Source organism: Aquaticitalea lipolytica, assembly GCF_014641635.1.
Classification (GTDB): Bacteria; Bacteroidota; Bacteroidia; order Flavobacteriales; family Flavobacteriaceae; genus Aquaticitalea; species Aquaticitalea lipolytica.
The window spans coordinates 398914-421912 of sequence record NZ_BMIC01000002.1 but is presented as its reverse complement, the minus strand read 5'-3'; the positions used below and the strand labels follow the sequence as shown (position 1 = coordinate 421912).

Genomic DNA, 22999 nt, shown 5'->3' with positions numbered 1-22999 from the left:
CAAAAAAAAGAAGTAACTAGTTTTTTTTACCTTAATCTTTAAGGTTTATAGCAATCTGCTCGCAAGCTTCGTTTAATACATTAAATACGCACTCAAAATCTGAAATATCACCATAATATGGATCAGGAACTTCTGAAGAAATATCAGTTTTAATCTCTTCTAGAATGAGTTTTACTTTTGAAATATCTTTTGAGTCTCTAGCAAGATTAACTACATTATTGTAGTTTGATGAATCCATAACGTAAATAATGTCAAACCTATCAAAGTCTGAAACTTTAAACTGTCTGCATTTTTGAGTGCTTATATCAATACCATGTTTTTTGGCAACACTAATTGATCGACTGTCAGGAGGAGAGCCAATATGATAATTGCATGTTCCTGCAGAATCTACGATAAATGAATTTGGTAATTTAGATTGAAGTATGCCATGTGCTAATGGAGATCGGCAAATATTACCTAAACAAACCATTAGTATTTTAGCCATTACTTTTTAATTAAAGCGATAATTTTTTAGAAAGGTCTTCAACGTATTTTCTAAATTGCTTGTCTGTTGAAGAAAGATTATCAACAGTTTTGCAAGCGTGTAGTACAGTAGCATGATCACGTTTTCCTATTTGTGAACCTATACTAGCTAACGATGCCTTTGTGTACTTTTTAGCAAAGAACATAGCTAGTTGCCTTGCTTGTACTATATGACGTTTTCTTGTTTTAGATTGTAAAGTGTTAACATCCATTTGAAAATAGTCTGAAACTACTTTTTGTATATAATCTATAGAAACTTCTCGTTTGGTATTTTTTACAAACTTCTCAACAATTTCTTTTGCAAGACCTAATGTAATTTCCTTTTTATTGAAAGAAGATTGTGCAATTAATGAAATAATGGCACCTTCAAGTTCTCTAACATTAGTTTTAATGTTTTTCGCAACATATTCAATAATATCATCTGGCATTTCAACACCATCGCGATATAGTTTGTTTTTTAGGATTGAAACTCTGGTTTCAAAATCAGGGCTTTGCAATTCAGCAGAAAGTCCCCATTTAAAACGAGACAACAAACGTTGTTCAATATCTTGCATATCAACAGGTGCTTTATCACTAGTTAATATAACTTGTTTTCCATTTTGATGTAAATGGTTGAAAATATGGAAGAAAACATCTTGCGTGCCAGATTTTCCAGATAAAAACTGAACATCATCAATAATTAACACATCAATTATCTGGTAGAAGTGTATAAAATCGTTTCTGTTATTCTTTTTAACTGAGTCTATATATTGTTGCGTGAATTTTTCAGCTGAAATATATAAAACCGTTTTCTCAGGATATTTGTCTTTTATGTCAATACCAATAGCGTGAGCTAAATGTGTTTTTCCTAGACCAACACCTCCAAAAATTAATAATGGATTAAATGAAGTGCCACCTGGCTTGTTTGCTACAGCTAAACCTGCATTTCTAGCCAAACGATTAGAATCTCCTTCTAAAAAGTTTTCGAAATTATAATTAGGATTTAATTGAGATTCAATCTTAACATTTCTAATTCCAGGTATAATAAAAGGATTCTTTAGTTCAGGGTTTTTATTGTTTAAAGGTACATCAACATCTTGTGATTTCATTGCACCTCTATTAGAACTCGGAATTTTTTCTGTAAATGGTTGCTTATTACCGTAAGTGTTTTCCATTTTAATAACGTAAACAAGTTTGGCGTTTTCACCAAGTTCTTTAGTTAAAGCAACTTTTAGGATTTTTACATAGTGCTCTTCTAACCACTCATAAAAAAATTTGCTAGGTACCTGAATACTTAAAGCATTGTCGGTAAACTTCACAGCTACAATTGGTTCAAACCAAGTTTTGTAGGCTTGGGGCTGAATATTGTCCTTTATAAAAGACAGACAATTATTCCAAACCGATTGCGCAGTTACCTCCATTATTAAATTTAATTTTTTGTTGTTAGTTAGATTAGCAAAAAAAAGAGAAATTTATGTTTCTCTTGAATAATTTTACAGTGACAAATATGTGAACAAATTTCTTAAAAAAAAAATCAAATTCTATTGAATTTTAAGAATTTTTTCCTCATGTTTAAATCTCTAGCAAAGTACAAAAAAAAAAATTAGAAACTATGACTGAATCTCTAAAACACGATGAAATAGAAATAAGAGTTAGATATGGAGAAACAGATCAAATGGGAGTTGTTTATCATGGTAACTACGCGCAATATTTTGAGATTGGTAGAGTAGAGTGGTTGAGAAAATTTGGCGTTTCATACAAAGAGATGGAAGAGAGTGGCATAATGCTGCCTGTTATTTCACTGAGTGTAAAATTCAAAAAATCAGCACGTTATGATGATGTAATTAAAGTAAAAACACAATTAGTTAAAATTCCGTCGGCAACAATTGAATTTGATTATGAAATATTAAATGATAAAAATGAAATTTTGGCAACTGGAAATACGTCTTTAGTGTTTATAGATATTAACAGGAATAGGCCTACACGATGTCCGCAATATATTTTAGATAAACTGCAAAATTAATCGTTTAAATCCTTGATATTTATTTCAAATAAATTTTCAAAAATTTCAAAAACGGAATCAGAATCTTTTAATCTAACAGAAATAGTTATCTGACAATCCAACTCTAATGTTTGATTAATAATTTTTAGATTCTTTTCTTTAATAATTCGCATCACTTTATTCATGTTTTTATAATCGAAAGTGATTAAAAATTTTTGATTTATTGTTCGAGTAACAATTTTTGAGTTTTCTAAAGCTAATTGCGAAGCAGTTTTATAGGCGTTTATTAATCCGCCAACACCCAATTTTACACCACCAAAATATCTAACAACAACTATTAAAACATTAGTAACGTCAAAAGATTGAATCTGCCCATAAATTGGCATTCCTGCACTATTGTTAGGTTCACCATCGTCATTTGCTCTAAAAGCATATTCGCTTTCTTTCATTCCTAATTGGTATGCATAACACCAATGGCGTGCAGAGTGATGTTGTTTTTTTAATGTTTCAATATGGGTTTTTATATCGTCTTCATTCTTTACAGGATAAGCATAACCATAAAACTTACTGTTTTTGTCTTTGAACAAAACTTCTTCAGAAGGCTTTGTTATGGTTTTATATGTATCCTTTTCAATCATTAAGCTAGTGTGACTAATAATATTGATATAATTGCTAATGCAATCCCAATCCAGTTCTTTTTTGAGATGTATTCTTTAAAGAAAAATAAACCAATAAGTGTTGATGACATTACTATTGCGACATTATTCACAGTAAATATGGTTGAACTTTCTGAACCTTCAAAATGCAAAGCTTTTAATAAGTAATAAATTGAGCTATAATTTATTACTCCCAAAATCAATCCGCCTAAAAGACTTTTAGAATCAAATTTAAATTGATTATTGTAAGCTTTGTAGATTAAAGTAGCTATTCCTATAATTGCTGCAAAGCAGAAAATAGTAGCAGAAAAAATAGGGATTCCGTTTTCAGAAACGTAGGTGGTTTCAAGGTATTTAATGGAAGTGTCAATAATTCCAGATCCAAAAAATAATATGACTGGTAATAATAAGTTTTTCTTAAAATTAACAGTTGATTTTGATTTTACTGATGACAGATAGACTGCTATCAATGCTAATGCTATTCCCAATATTTTTTGAAATCCTGCACTTTCGTTATACACAAAAAAACCGAAAACAATAGGAATAATAACACTCATCTTTGATGCTACAGATGCAACAGAAAGTCCATTTTTTTGAGCTGTTAGTGCCATAACATTAAAGATGCTAATAAACAGAAAACCTAAAGCAATTGCACCATAAAACCACTTTGTAGAAACAATTTCACTAATACGTACTGGGTTTTGATAGCTTAAAAGACCACAAGTACAAGCTACTATATAATTTACAACTATAGCCTGAAGTGTGTTTACCTTAAATTTATCAAATAGTTTAAAGCAAATAAAGATTAAGGTAGATGCTAAAATACTTAGTAAAAGATATATCAAAATAGGTCGCTTTTAATTGTAAATAATGATGTTATATCTTCTGTTTTTTCGTTAATGTGCCAAGTGTTTATTTCTAGTTTTGATGCAGCTTCTATATTTTCTAGAGTATCATCAATAAATAAACACTCATTGGCTATGAGTTTGTTTTCTTCTAGTACAAAATCGAAAATTGTAGCATTTGGCTTTCTTAAATTAATTTCATGCGATAGATAAAAAGCATCAAAACAAGATTTAAAATCCTCATAAAATCTAACATTGTGCTTAATCCAATCTATATGTAGTTCGTTTGTATTGCTTAATAGTATGAGTTTGTATGTTTTGTCTTCTGCTAATTTCTGAATAAATTCAAGGCGATGTTTAGGGAAATCTTTTAAAATAAAATTCCAGGCATCTAATATGTCGTCCTTATCAAGGTTAGGAAAATTGTCTAAATAGAATTCTAAAAATTCATCAGTAGTCATTAAGCCTTGTTCGTAAATACTATTTACTGCAGAAAGGTCTTCAGGAAATTCATGTAATTCAAAAAGATTTAGCGCATTTTTCATCGCGCCTTCTTTATCTAAATTGATAAATACATCACCAAAGTCGAAAATTATAGTCTTAATCATTCATGTAAATTTTTAATTGGTCTTCAGCGATAAGTTGTTCTTGTATTAGTTTACCATTGAGCTTAGGTGCATTAATGCCTTCTTTAAATTCAGGAGAGCCAATAAAAACTCTAGCTTCATCCCAAATATTTTCATCAATAAAGGTCTGAAGTGTTTTTGCTCCACCTTCAATAATTACTGAATTAATATTATTCTGAAAAAGCACATTACAAATTTGTTGTGCAATAGGCTTGTTAAAATCTATATTGTCTTTAGATATAACTATTGTTTCTGCCTCAGAATTATAAACATTATAATCTTTTGGAAGCTTCAAATCTCTATCAATAACAATCCTAATAGGGTTTTTACCTGTCCAATCTCTAACCGTTAGACTAGGATTGTCTGCAATAACAGTTTGTGTACCTACTAAAATGGCTTGTTCTTCTGCGCGCCATTTATGCACTAACTGTCTTGACAACTCATTAGTAATCCAAACTGGTTGTTGTTCGTTTTTTTGTTTTGGAGCAATAAAACCATCTTTGGTTTCTGCCCATTTCAATATAATATAAGGACGTTGTTTATTATGAAATGTAAAAAATCGCTTATGGTGTACTTTACATTCATCATCTAAAACTCCAACAGTAACGTTACAACCTGTATTTGTAAGGTTTTCGATGCCTTTGCCAGCAACTTTGCTATGTGTGTCTATAGTGCCTATTACAACATTGGCAATTTGATGTTTTATTATTAAATCGCTACAAGGAGGTGTTTTTCCAAAATGCGAACAAGGTTCTAATGTGACGTAAAGTGTAGATTTTTTAAGTAATGATTTATCTTTTACTGAGTTTATTGCATTTACCTCGGCATGATTGCCTCCATAGGCGCTTGTGTAGCCTTCTCCAATTATCTTAGAATTATATACAATAACACAACCAACCATTGGGTTAGGTGCAGTTGTACCAAGTCCATTTTTGGCAATTTCAATACAGCGTTTTATGTAATTTTCATGTATCTTCACTGCCACAAAAATAAGATTTTAAAGTGAGTATAGATAATATCATTATTAGAGAAATAAAGCCTGAAGATAACGAGCAGATTGCTAAAGTTATTCGTTCGGTTTTGGTGGAATTTGGAGTTCCTAAAGTTGGAACTGCTTATGCAGATAAATCGTTAGATATTATGGCAAGTACATATAATAAGGACAAAGCCGCTTATTATGTTATAGATAAAGGCGGAAAAATAATTGGAGGTGCTGGTGTTGCTCAATTAGATAATTACGAAGGCAATGTATGTGAGCTACAAAAAATGTATTTTATGCCTGAGGCTAGAGGTATAGGTTTAGGTAGTGCAATGATGACTAAATGTTTAGAAAAGGCAAAATCTTTTGGCTTTGAAAAATGTTATTTAGAAACCATGCCTTATATGGGAGATGCAAGAAAACTATATGCTAAAGTTGGATTTGAACCTTTAGATGGACCACTTGGTGATACAGGACATTATTCTTGTAATGTATGGATGATTAAAACTCTTTAGTCATTAATTAAATATGGTATTAAAAGAAATATTAAATGTTTTTCATAAAGAATTAGATACTATTTATGGTAATAATGAAGTAGATAGTTTTTTTAATATTTTAATAGATTACTACCTTAATCTTAAACGAATTACTTTGGTTATGCAGCCAGAGTACACTATTTCAAAAGAGGAAGAACAACCTTTGTTTGAAGCTTTGAGCAGATTAAAACTTGAAGAGCCAATACAATATATAATAGGAGAGACTGAGTTTTTTGGATTAGTATTTAAAGTCAATCAGAATACTTTAATACCAAGACCTGAAACTGAAGAATTGGTGCAATGGATTATTGAAGATTATAAAGATAATTTAGAGCAAATAAAAATTCTTGATATTGGTACAGGAACGGGATGTATTCCTATTTCATTAGCTAAAAACTTACCAAAAGCCAAGGTAAAAGCTCTCGATATATCTACTAAAGCATTAGAGGTTGCAAAGCAAAATGCCAAGTTAAACGCTGTAGAAGTCGATTTTATTGAGCAAAACATTTTAGATACTTATCATACTGAACTTGATTCTGCATCTCAAAAATTTGATGTTATCGTATCAAATCCACCTTACGTTAGAGAGTTAGAAAAAGCTGAAATGAAAGGTAACGTACTAAAACATGAACCTGAACTCGCTTTATTTGTTGATAATACAAATCCATTAATTTTTTATAAAGCCATAACCGAATTCGCTACACATAACCTAAAAGCAGGAGGAAAGCTATATTTTGAAATTAACCAATATCTAGGTTCTGAAATGATTCAACTACTAGAAGATTTCAATTTTAAAGACATAGAGTTAAAAAAAGATATGTTTGGTAATAATAGAATGATAAAAGCTATTATGAGCTAAAACGACCATTAACAAACATATTTAGAGTCTTAATTTTTAAATCGTCAATAGTGCTTGCATTAGTTTTAAATTCAATTTTTAATGATTGATTAGGCATCAAATCGAAAAAATTATCACTAAAATGGCCTTTTGCATCAGTAAATAAAAATACATCTTTTTGTAGTGTTGTACTTTTTAACTCAATTGTAAAACCATCTTTTGTATCTATAATGTTTGTTGTAATTGCGCTATTTTCTAGAGACAATTCTTTAGGTTTAACCAGATAAAAATAGCTTGTTTCACCATCAAATTGTGTTATAACAACAATATCCTTTCTGTTTATTTTAAGGCTATTCAAATCTAATTTATGGTAAATAGCACTGCTGTTTTTATCAACTAATATATCTTTAGTGGTTGACCAAAGTGTATTGCCTTTAAAATCTTTTAAATGAATAGATAGCATTCCTTTTTTCTGCATCCATTCGTCATTTACTATATATGTTTTTAAGGTGTCGTTATCAATTTTTGAGGACAACAACACGTTTACAAAACTACGTTTGGCCTTATAATGCAATGCTTTCCAATTGCCAAAAAAATCGATACTAGACCAAGAAATTACTGGCCAGCAATCGTTAAGTTGCCAATATAGAGTTCCCATATTATAAGGTTTTGCTCTACGTTGTGCTTCTAATCCTTTGGTTATTCCATGAGCTTGCAATATTTGACTCATATACACATAATCTTCATCTGCATTCGGAATTGGAAAATCACGTTCCATATACGTTTTTATCAAATCGAAACCACGAGCATGTTTTTGATGTGTTTTAAAATCATCTGAAAAAATTCCAAGACTGTCATTTTGAGTACTGAATTTTATAGCTTCATAACTTGGGAACGATTGAAAGCCAAATTCACTCATAAAACGAGGCACGTTTTCTTCTAAATGCTCAAAAGGATATGCATCATGCCAAATAAACCAGTCGTGAGCATCACCTTCTGTTTTGTGTAGTGGATTACCACGACCATAACGAGGAGAGCTTTCCCAATAGGATATATTATCAGCAAATTCAGTCACAACTTTAGGTAAAATCTCATCAAATACTTTTAAGTAGTTAGCCCAAATTTCTTCTTTTTGCCATTGCGTTTTTCCTTGTTGCCAACCCCATCGATCCCAACCTTCGGCATTTTCATTATTACCACACCACAAGGCTATTGATGGATGATTTCGTAAGCGTTTTACATTATCAATTGCTTCTTGTGTTATGTTATCTAAAAAGGCTTTATCACCAGGATACATTGCACAAGCAAACATAAAGTCTTGCCAAACCATTATACCTTTTTCATCACATAAATTGTAGAATGTATCGGTTTCGTAAATTCCGCCTCCCCAAACACGAATCATATTCATATTGGCATCAGCAACATCATTTAAAATACGATTATAAGTATCATAAGTTACATAGTTTTGCATGCTGTGTTGTGGAATGTAGTTAGCACCTTTCATATAAACAGGAACACCATTAACTTCAAAATAAAATGTTTCTCCAATGGCATCTTTCTCGGTAATTAGTTTTACGGTTCTCAATCCTGTTTTTACAGTGTAGTTATCGAGAGTTGCTTCATTTTGACGTATTACAAATTTTATATCGTACAAATAAGGATCTCCTAAATTGTGTGGCCACCAACGTTTAGGATTTTTTATTTCAATTGGGATGTTATAATGAATTATCTCTGGATTATGATGCATTTCGAATGAACGGTTTAAAGTATCATTTACATAGACATCAATCATGAAATCTGCTTTAAGCGGATTTTTGAACTCTAAATTTGCAGTTAAATTAGCGTTTGAATCAGTTAAGGAATCTTGCTTAATAAAAATATCATTTACTCTAGTTTCATCCCAATAGGTTAGTGTTATTGGCTTCCAAATGCCAAAAGTGTTGAGTTTAATTCCCCAATCCCAACCATATTGAAATTGTCCTTTTCTGGTAAATACTCTATTGCCTTCAGGTAACTCGTATGAAAGTTTACTTTTTTCAATATTTTCAAATTCTGATGGTTTGGTAAATTCAATTCGTAACTCGTTATCTGTTTTAAGTAACGACTTAACATTAACTTGCCATTGCCTGAATGCATTATTGCTTTCTAAAATTAAGCTGTCGTTTAAAATCACTTTAGCATAAGTATCTAATCCTTCAAAATTAAATTCAAGGTAATTATGGTTTAAGGTAGATTCTTGTAAACTAAATTCGGTTTTGTAAATCCAATTGGTTTCAGAAATCCATTGTAAGCTATCTTCATTGTTTTTTATAAAAGGATGTTCTATAAGGTTGTTTTCTAACAAATCGGAATGTACATTTCCTGGAACAGTAGCTTTTGACCATACAGAATCGGTTGATTTTTTAAACTCCCAATTTTCATGTAAGGTTATTTTTTTAGGCATTTTATTGATTTTTGTTTGACAGTTAAACAATACACTAAACAGTAAAAGATAGATTAAATTATGCCTCATTAGTTACTGTTTTTAGTATGTTTTTAATGGTGTTAATATCTGAATAAAATTCTACAGTTTCATCAAGAAATTTACTGCTATTCATTGAAATTTTTGGAGTGGTGTTTGTTTGAATTATTTGCGTTGCTGAAGCGTGTATTTCTTTAAATCCAGAATCTTTAAATATTTTTGCGTTTTCTGAATTAATACCACTTCCTGGCAAAATTGTAATTCTGTTTTTAGCTTGTTCTTTTAATGCTTTTAATACATCTAATCCATCAATAGCTTTTGAGTGTTGACCAGATGTTAAAACCCTATTAATACCTAAATTGATTAATTGTTCTAAAGCTTCCTTTGGATTAATAACAAGGTCGAAAGCGCGATGAAATGCAAACTCAAGCGGCTTTGATAGTTCAACAAGTTCTTTTGTTCTTTCAATATTTATAGTATTGTTATTGTTTAAAACACCTGAAACAATTCCTACGCAACCTAAATCTTTACAAAGTTGAATATCTTGTTTCATAATCTCAAACTCATGATCAGAATAGGTGAAATTGCCACTTCGAGGTCTAATTAAAACAAACACAGGAATTGTAACTGATTTAAGTACTTGTTTTAATAATCCGTAACTAGGTGTAATACCACCAACAGCCAGTTCAGAACATAGCTCAATGCGATGTGCTCCAGCTTGTTGAGCATTTATAGCAGATTGGTAATTACTTGCACAGATTTCTAGTATCATAGTTATATTGTCGTCGCATAGAGTGATTTTGATTATAAAAAATGTATCGAGATGTTATTGTTCTCGATACTAAATTGCTTTGCAATTTCACTCGAACTGACGCTGTTTTTTTAATTTATTATTATTTCATCAATAAACGTCCAGGCTTTGTTGCCAACACCTTGTTTACCTTCTGGAATGATTCCATAATTTGGTATTTTTAGAATGATTGTTTTGACTTTAATGTCTAAATGTTTTGGTTTTGTAAATATATAATTGATATCCACCAAGTTTTTGGTCACTTCATTTTGTGTGTTTATTTTATCAGTTACTGTCGATCCATCTGCAAGTTGAAATTTAAACCAAATTTCATTTGGAGCATAAATCCATTGTCCTTGTCCGTTATGAAATCTGGTTTCTATTGAATTAATATCCATTTCTTCACCTAAATCGATAGTGATTTCTAAATCATCTCCCCAAAATCCTAGCCATTCTTTGTCGCCATAACGCGTATCGCTACCTGAAATCCCATTAATTAATCCATCTGCACCACTACCAGAGTAGGCTTTGTTAGGCTCTACATTAATTGTGATTTTTTTACCCACTGCTTTATGGTAATTTATAGTTTGTGTAAATATTGAACCTAATTGCTCTTTATCATTAAAAACAGCTGCATTTATCATTGTATTTTTTGTAACAGGAATTGGTTTTGAGTAAACTTCTGAATTTATACTTGGCTTTGAGCCATCTAGTGTAAACCGAATAGATTTATTTTTGGTTAACGTTTTAAGTTGATAACCTTCAGCAATTAAACTGCCTTCAATTTCAAATAAATGATTAGCATAATTTATATCTAAAGCATCTAAACGTTTATGAAAATATTCTAATCGAGATACAAAATCGGCATAATTTTTATGCTCTGGTTTAGACCAAACTACTTCGCTCATCGCAATCATACGAGGAAAAACCATATACTCAACTTGCTTGGAAGTTGGTATATATTCTGTCCAAAGATTTCCTTGAGCACCTAATATATATTGAGATTCTTCTTTAGATAATCCTTCAGGAATTGGATTAAAACTATATACCTTTTCTAAGGGTAGATAACCACCAATTGCTAAAGGTTCGTTGTCATTATCTGATTGATAATAATCAAAATATGAGTGTGATGTTGGCGACATCACTACATTATGTTTTTGTTTTGCAGCTTCAACTGCGCCTTCGGTTCCTCTCCAAGACATAACAGTTGCATTTGGTGCTAATCCGCCTTCTAAAATTTCGTCCCAACCAATAATTTGTCTGCCTTTAGAGTTCAAATAGGTTTCAATTCTAGCTATAAAATAACTTTGAAGTTGATGCTCATCTTTTAAGCCTTCAGCTTTAATTCTGTTCTGACAAACATCGCAGGTTTTCCATCTTGTTTTTGGTGCCTCGTCTCCACCAATATGAATGTATTCACTTGGGAAGAGTTCTAACACTTCGTCTAAAACATCTTCAAGAAACTCAAAAGTTTCATCTTTTGTACAATAAATTTCTTCAAAAACGCCCCATTTTGTAGCTACTTCAACTTGTTTTCCTGTACAACCTAACTCAGGATAAGCTGCAATTGCTGCTTGAGAGTGTCCAGGTAATTCTATTTCTGGAATTACAGTTATAAAACGACTTTTGGCATAAGCAACAACATCTTTAACTTCGTCTTGTGTGTAAAAACCTCCATATTGTTTGCCATCAAATTGTTGAGGTTGATTACTATAATGCCCAATTAAAGTTTCGTTTCTAAAAGCAGCGACTTCTTGTAGTTTCGGATATTTTTTAATTTCTATTCGCCAACCTTGATCTTCGGTTAAATGCCAATGAAACGTATTCATTTTTAACATAACCAAAGCATCAATATATTTTTTTATAAAATTGACCGAAAACATATGACGACCAACATCTAAATGCATGCCTCTATACTTAAATTGTGGATTATCTTCAATAGTAACACATGGTATAATTACTTTGTCTTCATTAAATGTTCCATTTTCAAATTCAACAGGTAATAATTGACGTAAGGATTGTACAGCATAAAATGCGCCTTGGTCTGTTTTCGCTTTAATTTCTATTCTATTAGGAAATATTTGAAGTGAATATCCTTCGGCACTTGAGATGCTTTCGTCTTTAATAAACGCTATCGATTTGCTTTCTTTTAATTTTATTTGACTTCCTTCTTCAATAAATGTTTTTAAAAATTCGGCCGAAATTTTAAAGTCTTTAGTATAACTAATTCCAACAGAACTATTTAAAGTAAAACTACCTTTATTAATAGTGTGTTTAGTTGGAGCAGGAATAATTTGTGTTTCTAAAACCTCATGAGTTTGTGAACCACAACTGTATAAAAAACTGATAAAAACAATAAAAGCGGTTATTTTCTTGAAAGGCATTTTAGTATATTAGATGCTTTAAATATAAAGCAAAAAGATAACTTTTTCTCAATTACTTTAATGGATATTCAGCAACAAATAAAAAACCTTCGCGATGAGTTGCGCGAGCATAATTACAGTTATTACGTATTAGACAAACCTACCATTAGCGATTTTGAATTTGATGTAAAACTGAAACAGCTTCAGGAATTAGAAGCAAAACACCCAGAGTTTTATGATGCAAATTCACCTTCACTACGTGTTGGTGGAGAAATCACTAAGAATTTTGAAACTGTTGTTCATGAGTATAGAATGTATTCTTTAGATAATTCATATTCTAAAGAAGATTTATTGGATTGGGAAACGCGTATCAAGAAAATGATTGATGGCAAAGTGCAATACACTTGCGAACTTAAATATGATGGTGCTTCAATAAGCTTAACCTATGAACAAGGAAATCTTATTAAAGCAGTTACTCGAGGAGATGGAACACAAGGTGATAATGTAACAGCAAATGTAAAAACCATAAAATCTGTGCCTTTACAATTAAAAGGCGATTATCCAGAAAAATTTGATATTAGAGGTGAAATTGTTTTGCCTTTTGAAGGGTTTAATAAAATGAATGAAGAGCGTATTGAAATTGGTGAAGAACCTTACAGAAACCCTAGGAATACAGCTTCAGGAAGTTTAAAACTGCAAGATAGCGCTGAAGTAGCAAAACGACCATTAGAATGTTTGCTGTATAGTATTATAGGATCTAATATTCAAATTAAAACACAATTTGAAAGCTTAGAAAAAGCAAGGCAGATGGGATTTAAAGTTCCTACTGCAGCTAAATTGGTAGATTCAATAGATGAGGTTTTAGAATTTATTGAATATTGGGATGTTCACAGACATGATTTGCCTTACGAAACTGATGGTGTAGTAATAAAAGTAAACGATTTACAACAACAAGAAGAGTTGGGTTATACAGCAAAAGCACCACGTTGGGCAATGGCTTATAAGTTTAAAGCAGAGCAAGTTTCAACACGATTAAATGAAATTACATATCAGGTTGGACGAACAGGAGCAATAACTCCTGTAGCTAATTTAGCACCTGTTGAATTAGCAGGAACAACAGTAAAAAGAGCATCGTTACATAATGCAGACCAGATTGAAAAGCTGGATATTAGAGTAGGAGATGAGGTGTTTGTAGAAAAAGGTGGTGAAATTATTCCAAAGATTATAGCTGTTGATTTAAGCAAACGACCACTAAATTCTCAACCCACAAAATATATAACAGAATGTCCAGAATGTAATACACCTTTAGTAAGAACTGAAGGAGAAGCACAGCATTATTGCCCAAATTATAATGGATGTAACCCACAGATAATTGGACGTATTCAGCATTTTATATCTCGTAAGGCAATGGATATTGAAGGTTTAGGCGGAGAAACTGTAGGGCTTTTAGTTAATGAAGCGTTGATAAATAACTATTCAGACTTATATGAATTAACAAAAGAACAAGTTATTCCTTTAGAACGAATGGCAGAAAAAAGTGCTGAAAACTTAGTTAATGGTATTGAAGCTTCTAAACAAATTCCTTTTGAGCGTGTTTTGTATGCATTAGGTATACGTTATGTTGGAGAAACAGTTGCTAAAAAACTAGCCAGACACTATAAATCTGTTGACGCACTTGCTAATGCTACAATTATAGATTTGGTTACTGTAGACGAAATAGGTATTCGAATAGCTGAAAGTGTTGTGGAGTTTTTTAATTCAGATAAAAACCAAAATATTATTCAAAGATTAAAAGGTTTTGGAGTTCAATTAGAAATATCAGCAGAAAAACTGGCAAATCAGACTAATAAACTTCAAGGTCAAATATTTGTTGTTTCAGGAGTTTTTGAAACAGTTTCTCGTGATGAGTTAAAGAAACTTATCGAGGACAATGGAGGCAAGGTGTCTTCATCAATCTCTTCAAAAACAAATTTTGTTGTTGCTGGAGATAATATGGGACCAAGTAAAAAAACTAAAGCAGAATCGTTAAATGTCTCAATAATCTCAGAGTTTGATTTTCTTCAATTAATAAAGTAAAATCTTACAAAAACTTTAATTTCATCGATTAAATGCATTTTTGTTCGTTAATATGTATTTCTTTTTTATATTTGTTTCGTTATAAGAATAAATAAAAATTGAAGTGAAGAAAGTTTTAATACTCATATTAATAATTTTAAGTGTTGTCTTTTTAGGGTTGCAACTAATTCAGTATGAAGCTCAAGCTGCTGGAGTTAGAGCTCTATTAATGGTGTTATTAACCTCGTTATATTGTTTAAAGGTTAGTGAAAAGAGACCATTTTTCTTCTTGTTTCTAATAACCTTTACAGTTGCAGAAATACTAAATTTTATTTCTTGGTATGTTGATATAAATAGTGAATCACTTTTTGACTATTACTATTATATAGGAAATGGACTTTATATTTTGTCGTATATATTCTTAATTATAAGAGTTCTAAGAGATATGAATTTAGTAGAAGTGATTAAAAAATTTCCGCTGCATATACTTTTACTTCTAATTTTAGATGTGTTTTTTGTTTCCATAGTTACAGACACAACTCAAAATAAACTAACAAGGCATGAGTATTCCTTAGAGTATTTTTATAATGCAATCATTATGTTGTTAGTAACAGTAGCTCTAATTAACTTTATGTATAGAGAAAATAAAAAAGCTATGAATCTTTTAGTTGGTTCTATTTTCATTGTGTTTTCAGAGGTTGTTCAAATGGCGTATTTTTATGTAGCTGAGATAAATATTTTAAATGTACTATGTTCTATATTTTTAATCTTGGCGTTCTTGTTCTTCTATTTGCAAGCTAATCTACCTGTACTTAAAGAAAGACTAAATTAAATCTCGATTCTAAACATTTAATTTATAAACAAATAATCGATTAAGTGTATAATTATACCGTTGAATGTTATTTTTTATTATATTTGTTCAACCTACTTATAAAAATCTACTATGAAATTAAGGCATAAAATAAAGCCTAATACAATTTTGGCATATGTATTACTAGTTTTGTTTGCGCTTAACTGTTTAGCATCTTACCAGTCTGATATATTTGTGTTTAAAGATGTTGATGTTTTAATTTCTAAGATAACAACACTAATAACTACAACAATACTATTGACGTTCTATTTTGCTCAAAAGAATAGAATGGCTACAGTCTTTTTTACAATATTCTTACTCTTTTTTATTGGAGATGCTTTAGCTGTTTTTAATTTAGTTGATATTTCACTTAAGCTTGCAGAAGCTGCTTATTTATGTGCTTATTTACTTATTATTTTTGTTTTATTTGGTCAGCTTAAGCGCATTAAATTTGATGGGATTGTTTCAATTTATTTAATACTTGTATTGTTACTTAACTCATACTTTTTGTATGTATTATATGGTGTGGTAAAAGAAAATTTTGTAGATGATTTAAATTTAGGACTCTATATTTTTAATGGCGTAGCATTAATTGTTATGTGCTTTTTTGCCTTTGCTGTTTATCTTAATAAAGAAACTTCTCAGTCTATTACGTATTTATTAATGGTGTTTTGTTTTGTGTTTTCAGACGTATTAAAGTATATCTGTGATTTATACGTGTATTATTGGTTGTTTGAATTATTTGAAAGAATGTTGCATTTAATTGCATTATACTTGTTATACAGATATGTTTTTGAGCATCATACAGCATCTGAACATAAAGAACAAAAAGTTACTTTAACCGAGTATTTTATTCCAACTACAGCTAAATTAAAAGAGATAAGAGTGAACTTGTAATTAAACTATAATTGAAGTTCCGTTTGCTACTTTATTTTTATCAGAATCGAAATAAAAATCTATTCGGCCTAAATTTATTCCATAGCAACCTACTTGGTTTACAAGCATATTCTCGTTAGCAATATTTTTTACAACAGTAGGCTTTCTTAAAAAAGTATGTGTATGACCTCCAATAATTAAGTCGATATCTTTTGTGGCTTTTGCTAAGTTTAAATCACTAATTTTTTCAGCATTTTCCTTATAATTATATCCTAAATGAGATAAGCAAATAATTAAATCGCATTTTTCATTCTCTTTAAGTATTCTGGTCATTTCTTGTGATGTTTCAATAGGATCGAGATAAACAGTTTCCTTATACATTTTTTTATCAACTAAGCCATCTAACTCAATACCTAAACCAAAAATACCAATTCTAATTCCATCTTTTACAAACACTTTATATGGTTTTGCATGAGTGTCCATTATGGTGTTTTTAAAATCATAATTTGAAGATATAAATTGAAATTTAGCATGAGGGAGTTGAGCATATAAACCATCTATTCCATTATCAAAATCATGATTACCAATCGTAGCTGCGTCATAGTTAAGCATACTCATAAGTTTAAACTCTAACTCACCACCATAATAGTTAAAGTATGGCGTGCCTTGAAAAATATCTCCAGCATCTAATAAAAGTGTGTTTGGGTTTTCCTTTCTAATAGATTCAATTAAACTTGCACGTCTAGCAACTCCGCCTTGATTTGCATTTCTTCCATCTTCTGGACCAAAAGGATCAATATGGCTATGTACATCGTTAGTATGAAGAATAGTTATTTTTTTTTGAGTTGTTGAAAATGATTGTAAACCAAAACCACCAATTCCAATAAATGCAGAAGCTGCAGCTGTTTGTTGTATAAATTCTCTTCTTTTCATGACTTCAATTTTTTATTTTATGGAGGAGCTTAGTTATTTTTTTTAATAAAACGATCGTCGATAACTGGGTTAATTGTATCTGTTTCGGTAAAATAATCAATCAACGCATTTCTTATTTTATAATCTAAAACATACAGGGTGTCACTTTTTTTGAAAAAGTCCATATGGTCTCCACCATTATATAAGTAGTCATTAGTAGCTACATAATAAGTTTTAGTAAAGTCTATAGGCTTATTTTTTAATGTAGCACTTTCTATATTATAATCTTTATCAAGAGTAAGTTTTAATTGCGAAATAGGATGAGCTCTTTTAGCAGCAGCCAAATATTCAAGCAACTCTTTAATTTGAGCTCCTGGAAGCTTAGCAACTACTATAGCATTTTCAAAAGGCATAATCTCATATGCTGTACGAGAAGTTATATTTCCTTTAGAAATTATTGAACGAATTCCACCATGATTTAATAAAACCATATCAATATCTCTACCTGTACGACTTTTAAAAACTGGGTTAGCTTGCTTGTAAACAATATCAGCCATTAAATTGCCAATAGCAGTATTTAATTCGCCATCATTTTTTGAATAGGTATCAACAGAATAAGCTAAAACACTATCTAAATTTCCATTTACATGATCTCTATATGGCTTTATATAGTTCTCAATTGCTATATCAGAAGATAACGAATCGCTAATTGCAATTTGTTTGCCTTCAATTTTATATAAATGAGTTTTTGTTTTACAGGAAGCAAAAGCTACTATGCAAATAAGAAGTAATAATGTTTTTAAATTCATGTTATAACTTGTGAAAATGTTAATAATAAATGTAGCCTATTTTACTACCTTTGCAAAAACAAAAATAAATGATTTTAAAGGCATTTAAGAAAAAATCAAACCAAAAATATATTAACAATATATTAAATCAGAGACATGTTGCTGTAAATAGCAAAAAAATTGAATCTGTAGGAGTGATTTTTAGCTTAGACGAATTTGGTGATTTTGATGTATTTAGAGCTTTTTTAAATGAACTAAACATATTACCACCAAAGACAAAAATTATTGCTTTTGTTGATGACGAGAAGAAAAATACAGACACACTTTGGGATACTTATTTTACGCCTAAAGACTTTGGATGGAATGGAAAAATTAAGAATGTAGATTTACAATCATTTGTTGAGAAAGATTTTGATGCACTTATTTGTTTTTATAAACAAAACACAATAGAATTAGATTTAATTACAGCAACATCTAATGCAAATTTTAAAATAGGAATATCTAATAAAGATAATCGTTTATACGACTTTATAATAGATGTTAACCCTAAAAATTTTGATGTATTTAAAACAGAATTAAAAAAATATTTAACAGTACTAAATAAAATATAATGATAAATTTTTTTGGAACAGGAGTCGCATTGATTACACCTTTTAAATCAGATTTAACTGTAGATCATAAAGCACTTGCAGACATTGTAAACTTTAATATAGAAAACGGAACAGATTACCTTGTTATTAGTGGTACAACAGGAGAAAGTGTTACCATTACTAAAAAGGAAAAAAAGGATATTATTAATACAATTCATAAAGCAAATGGTAGTAGAGTGCCAATGGTTTTAGGTATTGGAGGCAATAATACAGCAGAAGTAATTGAAGAGATTAATACTACAGATTTAAGTTATATAGATGCCATTTTATCTGTATCGCCTTATTACAGTAAACCAACTCAAGAAGGTGTATATCAGCACTTTAAGGCTATTGCAGAAATATCTCCAGTTCCAATTATACTTTATAATGTACCTGGACGTACATCATCTAATATGTTGCCAGCAACAACATTAAGATTGGCAAATGATTTTAAAAACATTATTGCAGTTAAAGAAGCTTCAAATAATGTTGCACAATATTTACAATTGATAAAAAATAAACCAAAAGATTTTTTAATCATTTCTGGTGATGACGATTTAGCTTTAGGTGTAGTGTTGGCAGGAGGAGCAGGAGTAATTTCAGTAATTGGTCAGGCGTTTCCGAAGCAATTTTCTAAAATGATAAAATTAGGTTTAGAAGGAAAAGCAAAAGAAGCCTATGATATACATTACAAGTTAATGGACGTTACAAGTGCTATTTTTGAAGAAAATAATCCAGCAGGAATTAAAGGAGTATTAGCTGAATTAAAAAAATGTAAATCAGCAGTAAGGTTGCCATTAGTAGAGGCTTCAGAGCCATTAAAAGCTAAAATAAAAACTTTAGTTAAGCAGTTAAATTAGCTTTATAAAAGTTAAAAAATACTTAAACCTAAACAAAGCCTAATAGCAATAGGTATTTTAGCGTAATATTTTTGTTTCATAATACGTTATAAATACTTACTTTTGCAATCTGTTTTTTAAATATGAAGAAATTTTTTTACTTACTATTAATAGTTATAACATTTTCATCTTGTAGTGAATATCAAAAGGCTTTAAAGTCTGAAGATATTGCAGTAAAGTTCAAATTAGGAACCGAATTGTATGATGCAGGTAAATATGGAAAAGCCAATCGTTTATTTGCTCAAATTGTTCCTGGTTATAGAGGAAAACCTCAAGCTGAAAAATTAATGTTTATGTATTCTAATTCATTTTATATGATGAAAGACTACTATTTGGCGGCTTATCAGTTTGAACGTTTTGAAGACGCTTACTCTAATAGTGAGAAGGCTGAAGAAGCATTATTTTTATCTACAAAGAGTTATTATAATTTATCGCCAGTTTATAGTAAAGAACAAAAAGAAACTAAAGAGGCAATTGAGAAGCTACAATTGTTTATTAATAAATATCCTGAATCACAATATTTAGCTGAAGCTAATTCAATGATAAAGGAGTTAGATTATAAATTAGAGAAAAAAGCTTTTGAAATAGCTAAACAATATAATAAAATTGCAAATTTTGAATCTGCAGATTATGAAGCTTCTATAAAGTCTTTCGATTTATTCTTATTAGAATATCCTGGAACAACTTTTAGAGAAGAAGCAATGTATTACAGATTAGATTCAGCTTATAATTTAGCAGTTAATAGTATAAAATCTAAAAAAGAAGGACGATTAAATTCGGCTATTACATATTACAAGTCATTTGCAAAAGCATATCCAAATTCAAAACATAAGGAAACTGCAGACGCTATGAATGCTGAACTAACAGCACAATTATCACAATTAAGTATTTAAAAATAAAAGTTAATTTTATATAACGATGGATTTAAAAAAGACCAATGCTCCACTAAGTTCTGTAACTTATGACAGAAATGAGATCGATGCTACTACAGGTAATATCTATGAAGCTATTTCTGTTATCTCTAGAAGAGCAGAGCAAATTAACACTGACATACGTAGAGAGTTAGTTGACAAACTAGAAGAATTTGCTACGTACAATGACAGTCTTGAAGAAATCTTTGAAAACAAAGAGCAAATTGAGGTATCTAAATTTTATGAAAAATTACCAAAACCTCATGCACTAGCTATTCAAGAATGGTTGAATGACAAGATTTACTACAGAAACACTGACGACGACGTTCAAGAATAAAAAATAAGATGTCAATTTTAAGCGGCAAAAACATACTACTAGGCATTACTGCTGGTATTGCTGCTTATAAATCAGCAAACCTAGTTAGGTTATTTATAAAAGCAGGCGCTAACGTAAAGGTGGTTATGACGCCTGCTTCTAAAGATTTTATTACACCTTTAACACTTTCAACCTTATCTAAAAACCCAGTTCATTCTTCATTTACTAATGAAGAAGATGATAACGCTGTTTGGAACAATCATGTAGAGCTCGGACTTTGGGCTGACTACTTTATTATTGCGCCTGCTACAGCAAATTCATTATCTAAAATGGCTAATGGTGTTTGTGATAATCTATTAATGGCTACATACTTGTCTGCTAAATGCCCTGTATATTTTGCTCCAGCTATGGATTTAGATATGTATAAGCATAAAAGTACAAAGCGCTCTTTTGATTTGCTTAAAAGCTTTGGTAATGTTATGATTCCTGCTACAAGTGGAGAGTTAGCAAGCGGATTAGTTGGTGAAGGTCGTATGGCTGAACCTGAAGACATAGTTAGTTTTATTGAAAAAGATATTTTAAATAAGCTGCCTCTTAAAGATAAAAAGGTTCTAATCACAGCAGGACCAACTTATGAAGCTATAGATCCTGTTCGTTTTATTGGAAATCATTCTAGTGGTAAAATGGGGTTTGAAATAGCTAAAGCTGCTGCAAATTTAGGCGCTCAGGTTATTTTAATCACTGGTCCAACAAAAGAGAGTGTATCACATAGTCTAATCGATATTATCCATGTTACTAGTGCTCTTCAAATGTATGATGAGGTACATAAACAATACAAATCAGTAGACATAGCAATACTTTCTGCAGCTGTTGCAGATTATAAACCAAAAAATGTATCAGATACAAAAATAAAAAAGAAAGATAGCACGTTAACTATAGAGTTAGAAAAGACAAAAGATATTTTAGCATCATTAGGAAAGGTTAAAAAATCACAGTTTTTAGTAGGTTTTGCTTTAGAAACAAATAACGAACTTGAGCATGCAAAGGGAAAGTTAAATGCTAAAAATTTAAATTTAATTGTCTTAAATTCATTAAATGATAAAGGTGCTGGTTTTGGAGGTTCGACAAATAAGGTTACATTTATAACTGATAAAGGTGATGTTATTGAACATTCATTAAAGTCAAAAGAAGACGTTGCTAACGATTTATTAAATCAAATTTTAAAACAAATACATGCGTAACACAATACTTTATATTGCACTATTTTTTGTTTCTCAGGCATATACACAAGAACTTAATTGTAATGTTGTAGTTAATGCACAACAAACAGGAAATGAGAATGTTCAAGTTTTTAAAACATTAGAAAGGCAATTAAAAGAGTTTGTTAACAATACGCAATGGACAAATAAAACCTTTAAACCACAAGAGCGAATAGATTGTAGTATGGTAATTAATATACAAGACTATAATAGTGATTCGTTTAAAGCTAGTATCCAAATACAGTCATCACGACCAGTATTTAATTCGTCTTATTTAACACCAGTTTATAATTTTAATGATAAAAATTTTGATTTTCAATATTTAGAATTTCAAAACCTTGTATACAATCCAAGTCAGTATGATTCTAATTTAGTTTCAGTTATAACGTTTCATGTATTTATGATTCTTGGTATAGATGCTGATACTTTTGAGTTAAATGGAGGAGATGAATACTTTAAACAAGCGCAAAATATTGTAAACTATTCTCAACAAAGTAATTTTAAAGGATGGAATTTAGTAGATGGACAACAAACACGATTTATTCTAATTGATAATATTTTGTCTCCTACATTTAAAGAATATAGAAGTGTAATGTACGATTACCATATAAAAGGATTAGATATTATGTCAGATAATGCTAAAGGAGGTAAGGAGAAAATCGCCAATACAGTTTCTGATTTAAATACAATGAATTTAAGACGTCCAAACTCTTTTTTGTTACGTGTATTTTTTGATACCAAAGCAGACGAAATAGAGCAGATTTTTAGTTCTGGACCAAGTGTAAATATTACTAATGTTATAGAAACGCTTAACAAAGTTGCTCCAACTTATGCTGCAAAATGGAGAAACATTAATTTTTAGTAAGCAATCCTAATTGTGAGTTGAAATTATTGTATAAACTTTGTA

The 22999-nt window shown here is 30.3% G+C and carries 23 protein-coding genes; 12 read left to right on the top strand and 11 right to left on the bottom strand.

Annotated features, from left to right (window positions below; all coding sequences use genetic code 11):
* Positions 1–31 precede the first annotated feature (31 nt).
* Positions 32–484, bottom strand: coding sequence for a low molecular weight protein-tyrosine-phosphatase (locus tag IEW41_RS08785; RefSeq protein WP_188605971.1), 453 nt, complete (start codon positions 482–484; stop codon positions 32–34).
* Between the two features lie 10 nt (positions 485–494).
* A complete protein-coding gene (gene dnaA / locus IEW41_RS08780; RefSeq protein ID WP_188605970.1) occupies positions 495–1922 on the bottom strand; it encodes a chromosomal replication initiator protein DnaA in 1428 nt (475 codons plus the stop codon).
* Positions 1923–2113: 191 nt separating this feature from the next.
* Between dnaA and IEW41_RS08775 the strand changes: the two genes are divergently transcribed.
* Complete coding sequence (locus IEW41_RS08775) at positions 2114–2524, top strand: acyl-CoA thioesterase (RefSeq protein WP_188605969.1); 411 nt, start codon at positions 2114–2116, stop codon at positions 2522–2524.
* Here IEW41_RS08775 and IEW41_RS08770 read toward each other — a convergent pair.
* From IEW41_RS08770 to ribD, 4 genes are read right to left on the bottom strand one after another with little or no spacing between them, the layout of a single operon-like run.
* Positions 2521–3141, bottom strand: coding sequence for an IMPACT family protein (locus IEW41_RS08770; RefSeq protein WP_188605968.1), 621 nt, complete (start codon positions 3139–3141; stop codon positions 2521–2523). The genes IEW41_RS08775 and IEW41_RS08770 overlap by 4 nt on opposite strands.
* Positions 3141–4004 carry a DMT family transporter gene (locus IEW41_RS08765; protein ID WP_188605967.1) on the bottom strand — a complete coding sequence of 288 codons (864 nt, stop codon included), beginning with the start codon at positions 4002–4004 and terminating at the stop codon, positions 3141–3143. Before IEW41_RS08765 ends, IEW41_RS08770 begins: the two co-directional genes overlap by 1 nt.
* The gene (locus IEW41_RS08760) at positions 4001–4612 is read right to left on the bottom strand and encodes an HAD family hydrolase (protein ID WP_188605966.1); all 612 of its coding nucleotides are present in this window, start codon (positions 4610–4612) and stop codon (positions 4001–4003) included. Before IEW41_RS08760 ends, IEW41_RS08765 begins: the two co-directional genes overlap by 4 nt.
* Positions 4605–5609, bottom strand: coding sequence for a bifunctional diaminohydroxyphosphoribosylaminopyrimidine deaminase/5-amino-6-(5-phosphoribosylamino)uracil reductase RibD (gene ribD / locus IEW41_RS08755; protein ID WP_188606001.1), 1005 nt, complete (start codon positions 5607–5609; stop codon positions 4605–4607). The genes IEW41_RS08760 and ribD overlap by 8 nt, the downstream gene beginning before the upstream one ends.
* Positions 5610–5638: 29 nt before the next feature.
* Between ribD and IEW41_RS08750 the strand changes: the two genes are divergently transcribed.
* Together IEW41_RS08750 and prmC are read left to right on the top strand one after the other, a co-directional pair.
* Positions 5639–6124 (top strand): GNAT family N-acetyltransferase, encoded by a 486-nt coding sequence (locus tag IEW41_RS08750; RefSeq protein WP_188606000.1) that lies wholly within the window; start codon positions 5639–5641, stop codon positions 6122–6124.
* A gap of 13 nt (positions 6125–6137) precedes the next feature.
* Positions 6138–7004: a peptide chain release factor N(5)-glutamine methyltransferase gene (gene prmC, locus IEW41_RS08745; RefSeq protein ID WP_188605965.1), complete on the top strand. Its 867-nt coding sequence runs from the start codon at positions 6138–6140 to the stop codon at positions 7002–7004.
* Here the strand turns inward: prmC and IEW41_RS08740 are convergent.
* The 3 genes from IEW41_RS08740 to IEW41_RS08730 all read right to left on the bottom strand — a co-directional run bounded on the left by IEW41_RS08740 (position 6994) and on the right by IEW41_RS08730 (position 12618).
* Positions 6994–9426: a beta-mannosidase gene (locus IEW41_RS08740; protein ID WP_229660199.1), complete on the bottom strand. Its 2433-nt coding sequence runs from the start codon at positions 9424–9426 to the stop codon at positions 6994–6996. The genes prmC and IEW41_RS08740 overlap by 11 nt on opposite strands.
* A 58-nt stretch (positions 9427–9484) precedes the next feature.
* The gene (locus IEW41_RS08735; protein WP_188605963.1) at positions 9485–10216 is read right to left on the bottom strand and encodes a copper homeostasis protein CutC; all 732 of its coding nucleotides are present in this window, start codon (positions 10214–10216) and stop codon (positions 9485–9487) included.
* Between the two features lie 110 nt (positions 10217–10326).
* Positions 10327–12618, bottom strand: a complete 2292-nt coding sequence (locus IEW41_RS08730) for a beta-N-acetylhexosaminidase (RefSeq protein ID WP_188605962.1) — start codon at positions 12616–12618, stop codon at positions 10327–10329.
* A 60-nt stretch (positions 12619–12678) separates the two neighbouring features.
* Between IEW41_RS08730 and ligA the strand changes: the two genes are divergently transcribed.
* The 3 genes from ligA to IEW41_RS08715 all read left to right on the top strand — a co-directional run bounded on the left by ligA (position 12679) and on the right by IEW41_RS08715 (position 16399).
* Positions 12679–14673: an NAD-dependent DNA ligase LigA gene (gene ligA / locus IEW41_RS08725; protein WP_188605961.1), complete on the top strand. Its 1995-nt coding sequence runs from the start codon at positions 12679–12681 to the stop codon at positions 14671–14673.
* A gap of 103 nt (positions 14674–14776) precedes the next feature.
* Positions 14777–15484, top strand: coding sequence for a hypothetical protein (locus IEW41_RS08720; RefSeq protein ID WP_188605960.1), 708 nt, complete (start codon positions 14777–14779; stop codon positions 15482–15484).
* Positions 15485–15595: 111 nt separating this feature from the next.
* Positions 15596–16399: a hypothetical protein gene (locus IEW41_RS08715; RefSeq protein ID WP_188605959.1), complete on the top strand. Its 804-nt coding sequence runs from the start codon at positions 15596–15598 to the stop codon at positions 16397–16399.
* Here IEW41_RS08715 and IEW41_RS08710 read toward each other — a convergent pair whose 3' ends face one another.
* A complete protein-coding gene (locus IEW41_RS08710) occupies positions 16400–17311 on the bottom strand; it encodes a bifunctional metallophosphatase/5'-nucleotidase (protein ID WP_188605958.1) in 912 nt (303 codons plus the stop codon). It abuts the gene before it with no gap.
* Between the two features lie 29 nt (positions 17312–17340).
* Positions 17341–18099, bottom strand: a complete 759-nt coding sequence (locus tag IEW41_RS08705; protein WP_188605957.1) for a 5'-nucleotidase C-terminal domain-containing protein — start codon at positions 18097–18099, stop codon at positions 17341–17343.
* A gap of 68 nt (positions 18100–18167) precedes the next feature.
* On the opposite strand from IEW41_RS08705, the gene IEW41_RS08700 reads away from it, so the two are divergent.
* The 6 genes from IEW41_RS08700 to porD all read left to right on the top strand — a co-directional run bounded on the left by IEW41_RS08700 (position 18168) and on the right by porD (position 22954).
* Complete coding sequence (locus IEW41_RS08700; protein ID WP_188605956.1) at positions 18168–18689, top strand: DUF6913 domain-containing protein; 522 nt, start codon at positions 18168–18170, stop codon at positions 18687–18689.
* Positions 18689–19567 (top strand): 4-hydroxy-tetrahydrodipicolinate synthase, encoded by an 879-nt coding sequence (dapA, locus tag IEW41_RS08695; RefSeq protein WP_188605955.1) that lies wholly within the window; start codon positions 18689–18691, stop codon positions 19565–19567. Before IEW41_RS08700 ends, dapA begins: the two co-directional genes overlap by 1 nt.
* A gap of 122 nt (positions 19568–19689) precedes the next feature.
* On the top strand, positions 19690–20499 hold the full coding sequence (locus tag IEW41_RS08690) for an outer membrane protein assembly factor BamD (RefSeq protein ID WP_188605954.1): 810 nt from the start codon (positions 19690–19692) through the stop codon (positions 20497–20499).
* A 25-nt stretch (positions 20500–20524) separates the two neighbouring features.
* Positions 20525–20854, top strand: coding sequence for a DNA-directed RNA polymerase subunit omega (locus IEW41_RS08685; RefSeq protein WP_188605953.1), 330 nt, complete (start codon positions 20525–20527; stop codon positions 20852–20854).
* Positions 20855–20862: 8 nt separating this feature from the next.
* Positions 20863–22074 carry a bifunctional phosphopantothenoylcysteine decarboxylase/phosphopantothenate--cysteine ligase CoaBC gene (gene coaBC, locus IEW41_RS08680; protein ID WP_188605952.1) on the top strand — a complete coding sequence of 404 codons (1212 nt, stop codon included), beginning with the start codon at positions 20863–20865 and terminating at the stop codon, positions 22072–22074.
* Positions 22067–22954, top strand: coding sequence for a type IX secretion system protein PorD (gene porD / locus IEW41_RS08675; protein ID WP_188605951.1), 888 nt, complete (start codon positions 22067–22069; stop codon positions 22952–22954). Before coaBC ends, porD begins: the two co-directional genes overlap by 8 nt.
* The last annotated feature ends 45 nt before the right edge of the window (positions 22955–22999 follow it).

Coding starts and splice junctions, on each gene's coding strand:
- IEW41_RS08785 (WP_188605971.1), bottom strand. CDS start 484: ATGGCTAAAATACTAATGGTTTGTTTAGGTAATATTTGCCGATCTCCA.
- dnaA (WP_188605970.1), bottom strand. CDS start 1,922: ATGGAGGTAACTGCGCAATCGGTTTGGAATAATTGTCTGTCTTTTATA.
- IEW41_RS08775 (WP_188605969.1), top strand. CDS start 2,114: ATGACTGAATCTCTAAAACACGATGAAATAGAAATAAGAGTTAGATAT.
- IEW41_RS08770 (WP_188605968.1), bottom strand. CDS start 3,141: ATGATTGAAAAGGATACATATAAAACCATAACAAAGCCTTCTGAAGAA.
- IEW41_RS08760 (WP_188605966.1), bottom strand. CDS start 4,612: ATGATTAAGACTATAATTTTCGACTTTGGTGATGTATTTATCAATTTA.
- prmC (WP_188605965.1), top strand. CDS start 6,138: ATGGTATTAAAAGAAATATTAAATGTTTTTCATAAAGAATTAGATACT.
- IEW41_RS08740 (WP_229660199.1), bottom strand. CDS start 9,426: ATGCCTAAAAAAATAACCTTACATGAAAATTGGGAGTTTAAAAAATCA.
- IEW41_RS08735 (WP_188605963.1), bottom strand. CDS start 10,216: ATGATACTAGAAATCTGTGCAAGTAATTACCAATCTGCTATAAATGCT.
- IEW41_RS08730 (WP_188605962.1), bottom strand. CDS start 12,618: ATGCCTTTCAAGAAAATAACCGCTTTTATTGTTTTTATCAGTTTTTTA.
- ligA (WP_188605961.1), top strand. CDS start 12,679: ATGGATATTCAGCAACAAATAAAAAACCTTCGCGATGAGTTGCGCGAG.
- IEW41_RS08715 (WP_188605959.1), top strand. CDS start 15,596: ATGAAATTAAGGCATAAAATAAAGCCTAATACAATTTTGGCATATGTA.
- IEW41_RS08710 (WP_188605958.1), bottom strand. CDS start 17,311: ATGAAAAGAAGAGAATTTATACAACAAACAGCTGCAGCTTCTGCATTT.
- IEW41_RS08705 (WP_188605957.1), bottom strand. CDS start 18,099: ATGAATTTAAAAACATTATTACTTCTTATTTGCATAGTAGCTTTTGCT.
- IEW41_RS08700 (WP_188605956.1), top strand. CDS start 18,168: ATGATTTTAAAGGCATTTAAGAAAAAATCAAACCAAAAATATATTAAC.
- dapA (WP_188605955.1), top strand. CDS start 18,689: ATGATAAATTTTTTTGGAACAGGAGTCGCATTGATTACACCTTTTAAA.
- IEW41_RS08690 (WP_188605954.1), top strand. CDS start 19,690: ATGAAGAAATTTTTTTACTTACTATTAATAGTTATAACATTTTCATCT.
- IEW41_RS08685 (WP_188605953.1), top strand. CDS start 20,525: ATGGATTTAAAAAAGACCAATGCTCCACTAAGTTCTGTAACTTATGAC.
- coaBC (WP_188605952.1), top strand. CDS start 20,863: ATGTCAATTTTAAGCGGCAAAAACATACTACTAGGCATTACTGCTGGT.
- porD (WP_188605951.1), top strand. CDS start 22,067: ATGCGTAACACAATACTTTATATTGCACTATTTTTTGTTTCTCAGGCA.